At 67.2% G+C, this 15,712-nt stretch carries 12 protein-coding genes and 1 pseudogene; 7 read left to right on the top strand and 6 right to left on the bottom strand.

Going from position 1 to position 15,712, the window contains the following annotated elements; all coding sequences use genetic code 11:
- Nucleotides 1-204: 204 nt before the first annotated feature.
- From K1T34_RS01390 to K1T34_RS01370, 5 genes are all read left to right on the top strand, one after another.
- The gene (locus K1T34_RS01390) at nucleotides 205-1,011 is read left to right on the top strand and encodes an alpha/beta fold hydrolase (RefSeq protein WP_220242497.1); all 807 of its coding nucleotides are present in this window, start codon (nucleotides 205-207) and stop codon (nucleotides 1,009-1,011) included.
- A 110-nt stretch (nucleotides 1,012-1,121) separates the two neighbouring features.
- Nucleotides 1,122-1,418 (top strand): hypothetical protein, encoded by a 297-nt coding sequence (locus K1T34_RS01385; protein WP_220242496.1) that lies wholly within the window; start codon nucleotides 1,122-1,124, stop codon nucleotides 1,416-1,418.
- Between the two features lie 489 nt (nucleotides 1,419-1,907).
- On the top strand, nucleotides 1,908-2,477 hold the full coding sequence (locus tag K1T34_RS01380; protein WP_220242495.1) for a TetR/AcrR family transcriptional regulator: 570 nt from the start codon (nucleotides 1,908-1,910) through the stop codon (nucleotides 2,475-2,477).
- A 726-nt stretch (nucleotides 2,478-3,203) separates the two neighbouring features.
- Nucleotides 3,204-3,800 (top strand): TetR/AcrR family transcriptional regulator, encoded by a 597-nt coding sequence (locus K1T34_RS01375; RefSeq protein ID WP_255638228.1) that lies wholly within the window; start codon nucleotides 3,204-3,206, stop codon nucleotides 3,798-3,800.
- Nucleotides 3,801-4,228: 428 nt separating this feature from the next.
- Entirely contained in the window at nucleotides 4,229-5,506 is a 1,278-nt protein-coding gene (locus K1T34_RS01370) for an FAD-binding oxidoreductase (RefSeq protein WP_255638227.1), read from the top strand.
- A 107-nt stretch (nucleotides 5,507-5,613) separates the two neighbouring features.
- Here K1T34_RS01370 and K1T34_RS01365 read toward each other — a convergent pair whose 3' ends face one another.
- From K1T34_RS01365 to K1T34_RS01345, 6 genes and pseudogenes are all read right to left on the bottom strand, one after another.
- Nucleotides 5,614-6,681, bottom strand: a complete 1,068-nt coding sequence (locus K1T34_RS01365) for an IS110 family transposase (protein WP_220242492.1) — start codon at nucleotides 6,679-6,681, stop codon at nucleotides 5,614-5,616.
- A gap of 637 nt (nucleotides 6,682-7,318) precedes the next feature.
- On the bottom strand, nucleotides 7,319-9,619 hold the full coding sequence (locus tag K1T34_RS01360; RefSeq protein WP_220242491.1) for a penicillin acylase family protein: 2,301 nt from the start codon (nucleotides 9,617-9,619) through the stop codon (nucleotides 7,319-7,321).
- 823 nt (nucleotides 9,620-10,442) lie between these two features.
- Nucleotides 10,443-10,703 (bottom strand): isocitrate lyase/phosphoenolpyruvate mutase family protein, encoded by a 261-nt coding sequence (locus K1T34_RS54565; protein WP_370643864.1) that lies wholly within the window; start codon nucleotides 10,701-10,703, stop codon nucleotides 10,443-10,445.
- Nucleotides 10,704-10,816: 113 nt separating this feature from the next.
- Nucleotides 10,817-11,191 (bottom strand): annotated as a pseudogene (locus K1T34_RS54560) (isocitrate lyase/phosphoenolpyruvate mutase family protein); the annotation flags it as partial.
- A 200-nt stretch (nucleotides 11,192-11,391) separates the two neighbouring features.
- Nucleotides 11,392-11,799, bottom strand: coding sequence for a nuclear transport factor 2 family protein (locus K1T34_RS01350; protein WP_220242489.1), 408 nt, complete (start codon nucleotides 11,797-11,799; stop codon nucleotides 11,392-11,394).
- A 248-nt stretch (nucleotides 11,800-12,047) separates the two neighbouring features.
- On the bottom strand, nucleotides 12,048-12,239 hold the full coding sequence (locus K1T34_RS01345; protein ID WP_220242488.1) for a hypothetical protein: 192 nt from the start codon (nucleotides 12,237-12,239) through the stop codon (nucleotides 12,048-12,050).
- Nucleotides 12,240-13,226: 987 nt separating this feature from the next.
- Between K1T34_RS01345 and K1T34_RS01340 the strand changes: the two genes are divergently transcribed.
- Nucleotides 13,227-14,258, top strand: coding sequence for an alpha/beta fold hydrolase (locus tag K1T34_RS01340; protein ID WP_220242487.1), 1,032 nt, complete (start codon nucleotides 13,227-13,229; stop codon nucleotides 14,256-14,258).
- Nucleotides 14,259-14,654: 396 nt separating this feature from the next.
- The gene (locus K1T34_RS01335; RefSeq protein WP_304504301.1) at nucleotides 14,655-15,488 is read left to right on the top strand and encodes an aldo/keto reductase; all 834 of its coding nucleotides are present in this window, start codon (nucleotides 14,655-14,657) and stop codon (nucleotides 15,486-15,488) included.
- Nucleotides 15,489-15,712: the final 224 nt, after the last annotated feature.

The following is a 15,712-nucleotide window of genomic DNA, read 5'->3' as shown; positions in this document are numbered from 1 at the left end:
TGGCGGACAGGGGCGGACGGCTCTGGGATCGGTCGCGTTCGTCTGCGACAGCGGCGATCCGCTCACGGTCGCCGACCCGGCCGGCAGGGGACACGAATGAGCGCACAAAGGCGCGAAGCGCCTGACACGACGGCACGAGGTGTCCCCGAAGCGCTGCAGGTCCCGGGTGTCCGCCACCGGTACATCGCCACGGGGCGGCTGCGCATGCACGTCGCCGAGACAGGTGCCGGATCCCCTGTCCTCCTGCTGCACGGCTGGGCGAAGCACTGGTACATGTGGCGGCACGTCATGCCCCTCCTGAGTGACTCGCACCGGCTCATCGCGGTCGACCTGCGCGGGGCCGGCTGGTCGGACGCGCCGAGGAGTGGGTACCGCACCGCCGAGCTCGTCGACGATCTGCGGGCACTGCTCGACGCTTTGGGGCTGGGCCGGATCGCGCTCGTCGGGCACGACCGTGGTGCAGCCCTGGCCTTCCAGCTCGCGCTGGACGATCCGGACCGCGTCAGCCACGTGGTCGCCCTGAACGAACTCCACCCCTACCTCGATGTCCGACGAATGGTCCGCAACGCCTGGCGCTATCTGTGGACACCGTTCGTCGAGACACCTTTGGTCGGCCGCTTCGTCCTGGCGCACATCCCTTCCTTCACACGTGCCTGGCTGCGTCGCGGTGTCGTCGACCGGGCGTCGATGCCGGCCGACGTCGTCGCCGCGTACGTGGACGTGCTCCGCCGACCCGACATCGCGCGCGCCGGTGAACAGCTCATGTACCAGTTCGCATACAAAGAGTTCATCCCGATGCTGCGGCATGCGGAGACCCGCAAGCTTCGGCCACCCACGCTCTTGCTCGCCGGCGGCGCCGACCCGTTCACGCCTCCGGCAATGCTGGGTGCTGTCACACCGCACGCCGCAGACCTGCGCGTCGAAGTGGTCGATGACGCAGGACACCACCTCCCCGAGGAGCGTCCCGAACTCGTCGCCGCCAAAATTCGGGACCACCTGAATCGGATCTGACACAGCGGATGTGCCGACCGAGCCGACCAGTACCAGCTCGCGAAGTGGCGCAAACCCTGCGAGCACCGACTGCTTCGGGGCGAGCCCGTGGCCTACCGTCGGGTGGGACGGTGGTGGGGCTCCCGGCGAGCCAGTTCCTCGGCAACCTCCTCGGCCGGCGGCTCACGTTCTCCGCCGCGGCGACCCTGCTTGTCGTGGTTGCGCAGACGGTCATCCGCCCGGGCATTCCACCGGACGGCCGCTCGCACCTGCTTGATCTGCTGGGCGCCGTGACGCAGCGGGCCGCCCGGTCCGGGATGGTGGCGGGCGCGCTGGTGTTCATCGGGCAGTTCACCACCTGGAAGTACTCGGCGCGCCCCAGAAACCGCGGAAGCCGCGTCGGCGGTGAATGTCACGAACTCCAGTAGCTCTGGCGGCAGGGTCCGGCGTCGGCGCGATCCTCGTGTCGTCAGTGACCGTGCAGACGGTGTTCCTCACGGCGGGCTTCATCGTGCTTGCCGCCGTACTCGCCGCCGTGGCAGCGCGGTTCCTGACACTCGCGCGGGGGATGAGGAGGCCAGGAGACGGCAGGCGGTAAGAGCCGACCGTCGGCTGACGCCGACAAGACGACCAGCGTAGACGAGAGAGGTGTATGACGGAATCGAACAGGTCTGCCTTGAAAACTATCTCTACTTGCGTTTCGTCGTTGGCTTCCAATCTGTCAATTGGTGGCATGGGAGACGGCGGCGGCGTTCCCTGTGCCTGCTCTGACTGCGGAGCAGGTGCTCTCTGAATAAAGGTGCGGAGAACGAGACGCTGCTCGTTCACGGCGCCGGCGGGACGACCGGGTGGTTGGGTGTGCAGCTCGCCGCCATGCGTGGAGCCCGGGTGATCGCCACTGCCGAACGGGAGTCGCCATGACCGCAGAATCGCACGCCCGGAAACGGGACGCCGCGGCCACGAAAGCGGCGCTGCTCGAGGCCGCCCGAGAACTGTTCGCGGCGCGCGGTTTCGACCGCGCCACCGTGCGTGACATCGCCAGCCGCGCCGGCGCGAACCAAGCGCTGCTATTCCGCTACTTCGGCAGCAAAGAAGCCCTCTTCGAAGCCGCGATGACCCGCGGCGGCTTCGCCCAGCTCGACGCGACCCCACCCGAGCACCTCTTCGCCGAAACGCTGCGCAGCCTCCTCAAGGACGACTCCGAACGCCGTGACCGCTCCCTGGAGACCTACCTGCGCTCCACCGGCACCGACGGCGCGGGCGCCGCCCTGCGCGACCAGCTCGGCGAGGAATACGCCCGCGCTCTGGCCTCCCTCACCGACGAACCCGATGCCGCCCTCCGCGCCGACCTCGCGTTGGCGTGGCTGCTGGGCATCGGCCTGGTCCGCGCGGTGACGCGGAAGGATCCGCTGGCGAGCGCTTCGGTGGAGGACGTGGCTCGGTTGACGGGGCCGGCGGTGCGGACGTTGCTGGAGCGCAGCGAATAGCCGCGTTCCTCGGCCGGCTCACGGGCAGGATCGAGCAGGGGACGTCAAGCACCGATGCCGGCTTCCAGGAACCGATCGCCGCGCGAGTGGTCAACGACCCAAAAAACTGGCGGCCATCCACGCAACGCAACTGTTCGCGCCTGGCCGCTCGCTCCCCGCGATCCAGTCGGTGTTGCTTGGGCTCGAGGGCCGCAAGCAGTTCGCTGACGGGCATGCTGACCGTCCCTGCTCGTCAACGCCGCAGGCCCACACCTCGCCGGCCACCCGCACGCCGGTACGAACATTGCCGTCGGCCCGCAAGCCCTTGAGTTTTTCTCGGCCCGCATACTCCGTCGCTGGTGTGCGTCGACTGGTTCCCGGTCGGGTGTATGGCCTGGTCGAGTGCGGATGAGGATCTACTTCTGGATCAAACCGGTGCGTTGGCCTCAGCCGGCGGTAAGAACCGATCGTCGACTGACGCCGACAAGAAGGTGAGCATGGAGGAGGGGGCGTAACTGGCTTCATCTCGTGATCGGCCGCGACCCGCGCACCACTCTGGGGTGCGGCCAGGTCGAGACCGACGAAGGCGGCTGTGTGGTGAGGCCCGGGAGCGTACGTCCCACACGAACCCGCCGAATGTCTTAACGGTCGACCACACGCGAGCAAGCTGGAGCGCGCAATCGTATGACGAACTCCGCGGGCGAACTAGAACATAGTGGCGCTGGCGGCCGCCCTCGTGACACGGCCTTGGACGAGGCAATCATCCTCGCCACCCGCAGGCGGCTGGTCATGGACGGCTTCTCCAAGATGACCATCAAAGACATCGTGGACGATGCCAAGGTCGGCCGCTCCACGCTGCGTCGACGGTGGGGAAACAAGTTTGACCTGGTGGTGGACGCCCTCGACTACGGTTTCCGCAAGCAAGGTGACTTGTACACCGTTGATCTGAACGACCTGGAGCCACGCGACGCGCTCGTAGAAGCCGTCCGCCATGTCGACCCCGCTCGCTACAGCCCCGACGCCATGGTGCTGATGGGAAACTTCGCCGCCGAGGCCATCCGCACGCCGGAGCTGATGGAGATCTTGCGCGAGCACGCGGTCCGGCCCCGCGTGGGATTCATCGAGAGGGCGTTGACACAGCTGCAGGAGCGTCGTGCGGTCCGGGCCGGTATCGACGTCCACACCATCTCGACGTTGTGCTTTGGAGCCTACTTCGCGAACTACTACGGCGGCGAGCGGTACATAGACATCCCTGCAGACGTAGTGGCTGTGCTGTGGCCAACGATCGCTGCTCGCACAACCATGAACCGGCGGTCGACCTCGCCGGTGCGGCGTGGCAGGTAATCATGCGCGGTGAAGAATTGTTGGTTCGATACCGCGTTCCTGGCGGATCTTCAATCAGTGCCTGATCGGTTCCGTGCCACTGCCGCGGGTACAGGCACGAAGGTGGCTCGGCCCCAGTCGGCGCAGCTTTTGGTCGTCACTACCGGCGCGCCAGACTGGCCCAAGCGGCGTTAATGTCGAGGAATGTCATGCCCGATCGACGTTCGATTCCTTCCCTTATGTGCAGTGAAATTTCGCAATGAATCCCCTAATATTCAGTTCGCCCTGATATCCGACGAAGCGGAAGAACTATGCGCGAAACTCTTGGGAATTCTGCCCTTTCGTCCGCGCGAGCTGAGGAGCTGGCCGTCCTTCGCCGAGAAGTCATCGGTGAGGTACTCGTCCCGGGGCAGCCGCGCTATGCGGACGAATGTCGGCAGTACAACTTGTTGGCCACCCTGGAGCCCGAGGTTGTGGTCAGCGCGGCCCGCGCGGCGGATGTCACGGCCGCGGTGAGGTTCGCCGGGGCCCGTGGGTTGCCTGTTGCGGTGAAGAACTCGGGCCATCAGATGGTTTCCTCTGCGCGTGGCTCTGTGCTCGTCACGACGCGACAGATGAAAGGCATCTCGATCGACGTAGCGCGCCGAAGGGCTCGCGTGGCAGCCGGTGTGATTTGGCAGGAGGTCATCGACGAGGCGGCGCGGCACGGTCTGGCTCCGCTGAGCGGTTCGGCGCCGGACGTGGGCGTGACCGGGTACACGCTGGGCGGAGGGCAAAGCCCAGTCCTCGGCCGGAGCCTGGGCTACGCGGCCGACCACGTGCATTCGCTCGACGTAGTGACGGCTGACGGGCAGCTGCGCACGGTGACTGCCGAGAGCGAACCCGACCTGTTCTGGGCACTGCGTGGTTGCAAGGGTAATTTCGGGGTGGTCACGGCGCTGGAGTTCGAGCTGTTCCCCGTGACCCGTTTCTACGGGGGCTCCCTGTATTTCGCGGGTGCGCACCTGGCCGAAATCCTGCACGCGTGGCGCGTGTGGGTCACCGGCTTGCCAGTAGAGGCGACCTCGTCGATCGCCGCGCAGCGATTGCCCCTGCTTCCCGAGCTGCCGGGGCCGCTGAGGGGAGCGAACGTGGTCCACCTCCGTTACGCGCACCTCGGGTCCGAACAGGACGCCGAGCGTCTGCTCGCCCCGATGCGCGCTGTCGCACCGGCGGTCCTCGACGCGATGTCAGAGCTGCCCTACACGGCTTCGCGGCGGATTCACAACGACCCCGAAGACCCGATGCCGTACTGGGACAGGACGACCTCACTGCGGGAGTTCTCCGCCGAGGCTGTCGAGGCCTTCGTGGGGGTCCTCGGTCCTGAGTCTGGTTCGCAGCTGGTCAATGTCGAAATCCGGTACCTGGGGGGTGCCTTCGATCGGGAGCCGGCCGTCGCCAACAGTGTCTCCACGCGGGGTGTGCCGTTCGTCGTGTTCGGCTTCGGCGTCGGCGGGCCTGATCAGGCCGAACTGATGCGCGGCAGCCTGGCCGCGGTGATCGACGCGCTGGCTCCCTGGTCAGCGGAGCGCCGGATGGCCAACTTTCTTTCGCCAGACGAGGCCACCAGTCCGGCCGAAATGGAAAAGGCGTTCGGTCCTGAACGCTACGCCCGCCTGGTCGAGATCAAAAAAGCCCACGACCCGGCCAACGTGTTCCGGCTGAACCACAACATCCCGGCCGCCTGACAGGGCGTTCCGCTAGGGCGAGTCGGACACAGCCTCGTTCCGGGTGTTCACGACGTGGACGACCTCTCAGCGATAGATGACGGGAAGTTCGATGCCCTATGACGCTGCTATGTGGCGTCAAGGGTTGCCGGCGTGGTTGGTGTGTGGTGTTGCTGGAGGGTGCGGAAGAGTTGGCGTGCGATGATCCGTTTGAGGCAGCGTTTGATTTCTCGGAGGGTTTTGCCTTCGGCCAGTCGGCGGGTGATGTAGGCGCGGGTCGCGGGGTCGATCCGGCTGCGGGTCAGCACGATGGTGTGGAGGGCCCGGTTGAGTTGACGATCGCCGCCTCGGTTGAGGCGGTGACGGTTGGTCAGACCTGAGGAAGCGGGGATCGGTGCGGCGCCGGCGAGGCTGGCGAACGCGGCTTCGGAGCGAAGCCTGCCGTGGTGGGACCAGCTGATCAGGATTTGTGCTGCGCTCAGGGAGCCGACGCCGGGCAGCTGTGCCAGCTCTGGGTGAATTTCGTCGACCAGGCGTGCGATGTCGCGTTCGAGCTCGTTCGCTTCGGCTTTGAGTGCTTGGATGCGGTGGGCGGTGGAGCGCATCGCCCGGATGGTGGTGCGGTGCTCGAGGTTCTGGGTAGGACGGTCACGCAGTTTCGCGCAGTAGGTGATCTGGGTGTCGCTGGTCTGCCCTCGCAGTTCTGCGCGGAGGTTCTCGGGAGCGGAGACGATCAACGCTTTGAGGTGGTTGATCGCGGCGGTGCGGGCGGAGACCGCGCCGGCCCGTGTGCTCAGCAGGACGCGCAGGGCTTCGCGCTGCCCGCGGCTGCGCGGTTCGGTCAGGCGGTCGCTGCTGAGGATTTCCCGGGCGGCTCGAACGGCGTCGAGGGCGTCGCTCTTGCGGGCACCGCGCCGCGGTGGACGCTTGGGGCGGCAGACTTCGAGGACCCGTTCGCCCTGTTCGCTGAGGTATGCGGTGAGCCCGGCGCCGTAGCTGCTGGTTCCTTCGATGGCCCAGCACCGCCGGCCCGGCACCTGCGTTCGAGCGAAGTCCAGCAGTTGCTGATAGCCCTCGGCGCTCGCCGGGGCATCGGCATGTTCCAGCGTTGCGCCGACCGCGGTGACTGCGGCAGCAGCAAGCGTGTCGCGGTGGGTGTCGACGCCGATGACGCCTTCGAGCGACTCGAACAGCATGGTTGCGCGGTACCTTCCAGCAGGCGACGTTGTCGATGGGCGTCGGCCGTGGTGGGCACCCAGGCGAAACTGTGACGAGTCACGCCCTGCGGGCGGACGGGCTGCTTATCAAGCCACTGGGTGGGCCAGGCCGGCCCGAACGGCTTGGGAGACGAGTCATAGGCAAGGCACGTTCAAGAACGGCCAGTTTGTCAACGAGTCATCCCGCACCGCCGGACCATCCTGACAGCGACCACCAGGCCGCCCGCGCAGTCTCACAGGATGTCAAGCGATCGTTGGCAGTCTGGTGCGTTGTGGGGCGCGGCCGATGAGTTCGTAGAGCTCGCGTGCGACATAGCGTTTGAGGCAGTGGATCGCTTCGCGCCTGGTCTTGCCTTCGCGGACGTGTCGGTCGATCTGCGGTCTGTGGGCAGCTAGCTACACGTGGGCCGAACGTCCTTGTCCGAGGGTGTGATCGCGCAATCCGGCCGAAGGCCGTGAGCGCCGTAGCGGCGCGCGCCGGCAGGCCACGTTGGTGGAGGTTGGCGGCGTGGGGGCGGCAAGTTGGGCGCACTGCCGGGCGGCGTCGTGCCACAACGCGTGGAGGGCTTTGCCCTCTGAACTGCGACTGTCGGGTCGCGCACCTCGCGTAGGGATGTCAGGCGGGCGGGTTCAGCTCGATGACGGTTTCGGCCTCGGCGTCGATCCGTTCCCGGCTGTAGAGCAGTGGGAACGCCTCCCCGCGGGCCCACGGTGCGAACAGGTCGGTCAGGTGCGGGTCGTCCAGCCGGCCGGACTGGCCCGGCGCGTTCATCGCGAGCGACGAGTCCCACTCGCCGACGTCGACGACGACCCGGAACGTCGCGCCCGCCGACTGCACAAAATTCGGCCCGTACTCGGTGCTCCCGACGGTGTCGCCGCTGCCGCCGCGCGGAAGCGGTTCAGTGGCGAGCCGGTCTTCGGGCAGGTTAGGGAGCAACGCCTTGAGCGGGTGCTGCGCGCGGGCGACGTGCAGCCGGCCCCACGCCCACGCACTCCGGTCGGCGCCCAGCAGTTCTTCGAGGTCGGCGACGGCGGCGGGCAGGGTTTTCGCGACGACGTCGGCGAATGCGCCGGAGTTCTCGACCAGCTCGAGGGTAATGCGGGTGTCGGCGAGCAGGTCGTCCGCGGGTGACATGCGGGTGGCCGTCGTGTGGGCGGCTTCCGCGCCCACCAGCGGTTCCAGGGCCTGTGCCAGCAGCTCGGGCCGCAGGTGGCGGCGGTACCAGACCTCGAACAGCGCGGCGGCCGCGCTGTCGGGGGCGAGCACGGCGTCCCAGCCGGTGAGCAGGTCCAGCCCGTCGACGGCCACGCTCAGTTCCCGCAGCCGCGCCACGATCCGGCGCGCGGGCACGGACAGGAAGTCGCTCTGCAGGTCGACCATGCTCTGCGGGGTGGCGTCGGTGGTCTGCGCGAGGACCTCGTCGATGCGGTGCTTGCGGTAGGGCGCGTACCAGTCGTAGGTGATGTGCCGGTCGGGCGGGTAGTCGGCGGGCAGGTTCATTTCGTTGGCCGTGGCCAGGAATCCCGCCTCCGGGTCGAGGGTGCCGGGCAGCTGGTCGGTGTCGTAGAAGCCGGCCCACTCGTAACGGCCGTCGCCCGGCACGGGCAGTGTGCCGTCCCAGTTGGGCCGGATCGGGGTGAGACCGCCGGTCTGCCAGGCGATGCGGCCCGACGGGTCGGCGTAGACCTGGTTCTCCGGCGGCGCGCCCCAGCGGTTCATGGCGGCCGAGAACTCGTCCCAGTCCCCGGCGCGCATGTAGTCCATGCTGCCGAGGTAGGGCGCCATGCCGGCCTCGAGCCAGGCCGCGCGGACCGCGTACGCCGTGTTCCGCTCCGGATCCTGGTACACGACCGGGCCGTGGCGGGTGAAGAGCAGCTCGGCCTCCACCGGCTCGCCGTCGCGTACGGCGATGGTCTCGGTGGCGCGCCGCATCGGTTCCCAGCGGCCGTCGTAGCGGTAGCTCGTCGGGTCGGCGGGATCGGTGTCGTAGACGTAGAGGTCTTCCTGGTCGATCGCGAAGATGGTGAGCCCGAAGGCGATCCGGCCGTTGTGGCCGATCGAAATGCCGGGCAGCGCGGGCTCGCCGCCGCCGATCACGTCGAAGCCCGGCGCGTTGAGGTGCGCGATGTAGCGCAGGCCGGGCAACGCGGCGGCCGCGCGGTGCGGGTCGTTGGCCAGCAGCGGCCGGCCCGAGCGTGTCCGCGAACCGGCGAGGACCCAGTTGTTGCTGCCCTCCGGCAACACGTCGCCCTGCGGGTCCTGCGGTGCGGGCGGCGCGAACCCGGGCGCGGTCGTCGCGAGGTCGTAGACGCGCAGCACGTCGTCGGGGATCGCGGCGAGGTCGAGCCCCTCGGGGATCTCCACCGGCCGCCACGGTTCGCGCCGCCTTCGCAGCTCCTCGGCCTCCGCCGGCAGGTCACGCAGGGTGCGAGCGCGGGCGACCTCCTCGCGGACGTTGTAGAACAGGCCGTGGCTGCGGATGCGAGCCACGTCTTCGGGTGCCCACAGCGCCGGCTCGTAACCGAGCTCCCGGAACTCGGCGGGCAGCAGCTCGGGGTTCTGGCGCGTGAGCTCCACGAACGCGTTGACGCCTTCGACGAACGCCGTCGTCGCGCGTTTCGTGTCCGAGCCGTACGCGAGCCATTCGCGGTGCATGTCGCCGCGGTAGAGGAACAGCCGCGCCGCACGGTCCCGCTCGGCGTGCTCGGGCCCGAAGACCTCCGCCAGCCGGCCGAGGCCGCGCCGGCGCCAGAAGTCGATCTGCCACAACCGGTCACGGGCAGCGTTGAAGCCCTGGGCGCGGAACGCGTCGTAGGTGCTGGCCGCGTAGATGTGCGGCACACCCCAGCGGTCGACCACGATCTCCGCGGGCGCCGTCAGCCCAGGCAGCGTATGGGAAATTCGATCAGGTGCCACGACTGTCTCTCATCAAGGGGTTTACGGCACTGTCAGGGAAGGTGTGCCAGTGGACTGTCTGCAACGTATGGTCTCCGACCTGCTCGGCGGATCCGCCCGGTGTTGCGAGCCGCCGGGGCGACAGCCCGGTGGAGCCTGCTGATCGTGCAAGACGTGGTCGAGACATCACGCGACCTCGGGGTGCAGCAGGATGTAGAGGGCTCGAGACCGGCGATCCGGTAGGCGGTGCGCAGCCACCGCGCAGGTGGGCACGCGGGCAGTCGGGGCGTGGTGATGGTCGAAGAGCGGGTGCTGGGCGACGGCCGGCGTGCAACGGTGTCTGCGCGATGATGCGGCCCGAGCCCGGAGACGTGGAGCTCGTAGTGGTGCGGGCCGGAGTAGTTGCAGGCCACCGCTCGGCCCACTTCGACCGGCCGGCCACGAACTTCCGGACCCGGGTCAGCTGGGCGGGATCGGCGAACGGCGACGAGACGCGCGCGGCGTCCCGGCGCAGCCCGGCGAGCTGGTTGTCCGCGAGGCGGGGCCCCGCCTGCTGCCGGGCTCCGCACCAGCGGCAGGAGCGCGGGCGGCTGCAGGCTGGGTTGGTACGGCCGCAGCGCACGACGTTGCCGTGACCACATGCGTCCGCGGTGCGCGGTGCGCGGCGTGTCGACATCCCCTCGGTTTCGGTCATGTGTTTCTCCACTCATCAAATGCGCCTGACCGGGCTCTGCTCTCCCGGTACCCGGATGTATCCGCGCGAGTCACGCGGGCAGTCAGAACACGTCACGTCGCGATCTGACCGCATGAGGCAAGTGCGCAGCTGCCCGGTTGCGTGGCCGTGTCAATCCTTGATGAGGTCGATGATGTGGCCGAAGTTGAGATTCGATGCGAGCGCCGTCAGGTCTCCCTCCGCTAGCTTCGCCGCAGCCGCCTGTGTTGCTCCGAGGGCGTGTGTGTAGGGGTCGACCCCGAGGCTGATCCGGCGGACACCGATCGTCTGGAGTTCTGTGAGGGTAGCCGTGTCCTGGGGGCTGACGAGGACGTTGACCGGCTTGGGCGCGACTGCCTTGATGACTGCGGTGATGGAGGCCCGGTCCGGCAGGTTCGGTGCGTAGAGAACGTCCGCTCCCGCCTCCGCGAAGGCGGAGAGGGGCGGATGGTGTCACCGATGTCGGAAATCCCCCACAAGAAGTTGTCCGTACGGCCGGTCAGAACGATCCGTCCGTGCGCAGCTGCGGCGGCAGCCTCGATGCGGCGAACCGCGTCGTCGAATTCGCGAATCGGCTGGGAGGGGTCGCCGGTGGTGTCTTCGATACCGATGCCGGCCAGGCCACGGGCGATAGCGGCATCAACGGTGGCCCGGACGTCCTCGGGAGTCTCGCCGTAGCCGTCCTCGAAGTCACCGTTGATCGGCAGGCCGCTCACCGACGTGAGGAGCGCGGCATGAGCCACGTGCTTGTCGCGGCTGACGGCGTGGATGCCGTCGAGTCGACCCAGTGTCGCCGCGAAGGCCGCCGAGGAGGTTGCAACGGCGGCGAATCCGGCTTCCTTGAAGAGCAGGGCCGACGGGGCGTCCCAGGCGTTGGGCATGATGAACGCCTCGGGGCCGCGATGGAGTTCGAGGAACTGTTCGTAGCGGGCGTGTTGCGTCGTGTCAGGCGTTGTGATGGTCTTTCTTCTTTCTGCGGTTTGACCGGTCGTTCGATGCGAGCCTGGGTCCCCGCCGCGCACCCGCCACCATGGGGTCCTTTCACCCGGCCCGAATAGCCGCTCGCTCGATGTCCGGTCTGTTAGTGGCTGCCGGGGTCTTCGCTGGTGGTGTTCTGGTCGAGCTTGGTGACCTGGTAGAAGGTGATGGTCCAGCCGGTTCCGGTCTGTTTCAGCAGGGTGCTGAGGTAGACGTTGATTGTGGGGCGGTCGGTGAAGGAGAAGTCGACGTTGAGGTATCCGAGGACGAGGTCGTCGGAGAGGCGCCTGGTCTCCAGGACCTGGTAGCCGGCGGTCAGGCCGGGGGGTTGGGATTCGTAGTAGGCGGCGATGCCGGGACGTCCGACGCTGTAGGGGTGCAGGCCTTGGAAGATGGCGTCGTCGGTGAAGTGGGCGGCGACCTGGTCGGGCTGGTGCTTGTCGACGGCGGCCTTCCAGCCGTCGAGGACGCCGCGCAGGATCGTCTCGCTGTCCGCGGTGTTCTGGTTCATGGTGGTGCTCCGTGGAAGGAGTGGGTGAGCGTGGTCAGTGGCCGGCACTCATGCCGCCGTTACGAGGGCATCGGTGTCGAGCTGGTTCCCGCGAAGCCGTTCAGCCAGGTTGGTAACGGGCCGCTGTTCGGGCAGCTCGGCGTCTTCAAAGATGCTGTGCATGACAGACGGTGCCCCGGTCGGCGCCGGTCGTCCTCGATCCGAGTTCCGAGCCGGGTTTCCGCGTGATTGCTGGTTTTCGGACATGATCATGGCCGGGTCGGGCCCGGATTCGCTCGGCTTTCATCCAGGGAAAGGCCGCCGTCAGCGGGGATGCCGGCGTCGTCCGACTCGACCCGCGGCGAGGCCGCTTCAGCGGGCGCGGCTTCGCGGTCGCGAGCGAGCTGGGCGATGAAGTATTCCGGGTCGTCAGGGTCGAAACGCCGTTCGGTGCTCTCCACTGGCTTAGCACGCTCCCATCACCATGGGGCCGTGGCTTGTACCGTCGGCCCGCCGTCGTCACCTCGATTGGTGTCAACCCATGGGGGAATCTTTCGGGGTTCGCCGAAAACTTGCCCTGAAATTTCCGTCGGGCACCGGTGATCTGCGTCTTCGCCGACGCCAACGACCTCTGAGCTGCACCGATTGCCCATGCGAGCGGGCCCACTGCCCTTAACGGCTGCGAGAGATGGTGGTCGAGTCCATGGGCGTCGACGCGCTCGACAACGCGGCGAACGTGATCACCGAACTCGTCGGGACGGCGAACTGTGGAAAGGGGGAACGTCCACTGTGGAATGTCCGTGGCGGGGCAGCGTTACTTTGATTGCCGGTGCGGTGGTGTCGCCAGGCTCCGCGCACTGCCCTGCCGGATCGCCGAGTCTTCGGCCCCGGGTCGCGCCGCCCGCCGAGAGGCGACCCCGCGCCGGCATCAAGCCACCCCGCCTCGCTGCGCCCTGCCCCCACGGCAGCGCGGGGCGGGCTCATGTGCCTCCTGCTCCTGCCGCCGGACTCCCGCTGTCGCACCAGGAGCTGAGGCATCTAGCCTCACCACGAAAGAACTCCCGCTCATTCCCACCGACCCCCGTAGAGGCGGCGTGGTCTTTTACTTGCGGTGACGGGCTGAGCCACTGATGGGGGCCGAGGCGGGCCCGCTCGGCTGCCCGAGGTCTGAGGGTAAGAAGTCGCTACCCCCAGGCGCTCACTGTCTGAAGCGATCTACCGAGCCATAACTCGATCGGGTTGCTGTCTTGTAGCTCGATCGGGTTGAAGCGGGGTATCGGCTGGCGGCTGGCTCCAGCCTTCAGTCGAACGGACGGGAGGGGAGAGCATGGTCCAACAGCACGTTTCCATCCGGCCGATTCCGAGCACGAACGTGCATGGCCGACTGGGTCGCTTCATCGTCCCGTGCGTCTGGTGACGCGTAACGAGTATCGACTCCAAGTAGGAGAATGATGGGCATCAAAATAGGAAAGGTCAACAGACCCTTCACGTTCATTGCGGCTTTGGCGGCCTTACTGCTCGTGATCTCCGCGACTTCGAGCTCCGCAGCGCGGGACGAGAACAACGGGAATTCCTCCCTGGCAGCGCAGTCACTATCGCCTTACCCGCAATCTCGACCGCCTGCCGGTTTTCAGTCCAAGTACGCGGAAGTAAATGGCTTTCGTATGCACTACGTGCGGGGCGGCAAAGGTTCTCCTGTGGTAATGATCCACGGGTTCCCCGAGAATTGGTCCGAGTGGCGGCAGCAGATGGTCCCGCTCTCCAAGAACCACACTGTGATCGCAGTCGACATGCGTGGTGCTGGTGAGTCCGAGGTCACCAAGAGTGGTTATGATACAGCGCAGTTGGCGAAGGACGTGCATCAGCTGCTGACGCAGCTTAACCTCAACAAGGGCGTCCAGGTAATCGCCCACGATCTTGGTGAGTGGGTCGCCTACGCCTACGGGGCGCAATTTCGGTCGGAAGTGCGGAGCATGGCCGTGATGGAAGCCACCATCCCGGATGAGAGCTGGTACCGCTACCCCGTGCTCAACGCCGACCCGGTCCAGCCCGCGGCGTGGCACTTCGGCTTGTTCCAGATGCCCCTCGCCGAAAAGCTCATCGCCGGTCACGAGCGCGACCTCGTCCACGACATGATGCTTGAGTACGTGGCGGGCGATGAGTCGCCGTTCACGGCGTCGGACTTTGACTACTACGCCCACTTCCTGAAGGAGCCCGGCCGTACAACAGCCTTCATGAGTATATACCGTGGGATCCGTACAGATGTTCAGCAGAACAAGGAATTCCTGGCTCAGGGCAAGTTGAAGATGCCCATCCTCGCGATCGGTGGTGAGCGTTCCTTCGGTTCACTCATCCCCGATCAGTGGCGTGAGTACGCCGTGAACGTCGAGGGACGAGTCCTGAAGGGTTCGGGCCACTTCGTGACGCAGGAGAGGCCGGAGGAAGTGACGGCTATGCTGCAGTCCTTCCTGCAGAAGTAGCTTTCACCGCCAAGGGACGAACCACAACGATCCCGGCAACCTGCGAGAACCATCTACGTCGGTAGGTTCGCGCTGGTGGCGACTGCAGCGCCGCCAGCGCGAACCAGCGGGTGGTGCCGCGCCAGGTGGGTTCGTCGCACGAAATCGTTCAACGAACGAGTGCGCAGCATGGCGCCAGAAATGGCGAGGAGCGGCGTCACCATGGACGACGTGTTGCCCGGGCGTCTCGCTGACCGAAGGTATGCGCTCGTTCGTGCGGAGGTCGCGAACCTCATCACCTACGTCGCCTCCGACCAGGCCGCCGGCGACCACCGGCGGTGCCCTGCGCGTCGGCGGTGGGGTTGCGAGTTCGATTGTTCCGTGAGTTTCGTTCGTTCCTACAGAAGGGTTATCGAGTTGACCAGCGTTCCTGTCACCAAGTTGAACAACGGCGTCGAGATGCCACAGCTCGGCTTCGGCGTCTTCCAGGTGCCGCCCGCCGAGACGAAGGCCGCGGTGAAAACCGCACTCGACGCCGGCTACCGCAGCATCGACACCGCCACCGCGTACGGCAACGAAGCGGCCGTCGGCGAGGCGCTCGCCGAGTCGGGCATCGCGGCCGACGAGCTGTTCATCACCACCAAGCTGTGGAACAGCGACCAGGGCTACGACCAGACGCTGCGCGCGTTCGACTCCAGCATCTCCGACCTCGGGCTCGATCAGCTCGACCTCTACCTCATCCACTGGCCGCTGCCCGCGCGCGACAAGTACATCGCCACCTGGAAAGCACTGGAGAAGCTCTACGCCGACGGCCGCGTCCGAGCCATCGGCGTCTCCAACTTCCAGCCGGCGCACCTGCGCCGCGTGCTCGACGAGGGCGCCGTGGTGCCGGCCGTGAACCAGATCGAGCTGTCGCCGTACCTCGTCCAGCAGGAACTGCGCGCCTTCCACGCCGAGCACGGCATCGCCACCGAAGCCTGGAGCCCGCTCGCCAAGGGCGGCGACCTGCTGGCCGAATCCGTCGTCACCGACGTGGCCGCACGGCACAGGCGCACGCCCGCCCAGGTGGTGCTGCGGTGGCACCTGCAGCTGGGCAACGTGGTCATCCCGAAGTCCGTCACACCCTCGCGCGTGGCCGAGAACTTCGACGTCTTCGGCTTCACCCTCACCGACGACGACCTCGCCGCCCTCTCGGCCCTCGACCGCGACGGGCGCACCGGCCCAGACCCCGACACCTTCGACCTCGCCTGATCCGCGCCGACAGCGCGCGATGAACCGGGCGGTTTCCACGAGGGGGAGTCGCTCGGTTCCTTGGCAGCGCTATTCAACGCTCGCGACGGAACTCTCCTTCGAAGTGGTAAGACCCCACTTGGGCTCGACGCTGAGCGCCTGTGCAGCAACGTCGACGACGAACGTGCATGACGTGTGTGGACCACGGCGGCCCTCGGCGATCCCACAATCTTGGGCGACGGGCG

Source organism: Amycolatopsis sp. DSM 110486 (genome assembly GCF_019468465.1).
Taxonomy (GTDB): domain Bacteria; phylum Actinomycetota; class Actinomycetes; order Mycobacteriales; family Pseudonocardiaceae; genus Amycolatopsis.
Note: the sequence above shows the minus strand (reverse complement) of the source record. Positions and strands in the feature narration are given on the sequence as shown.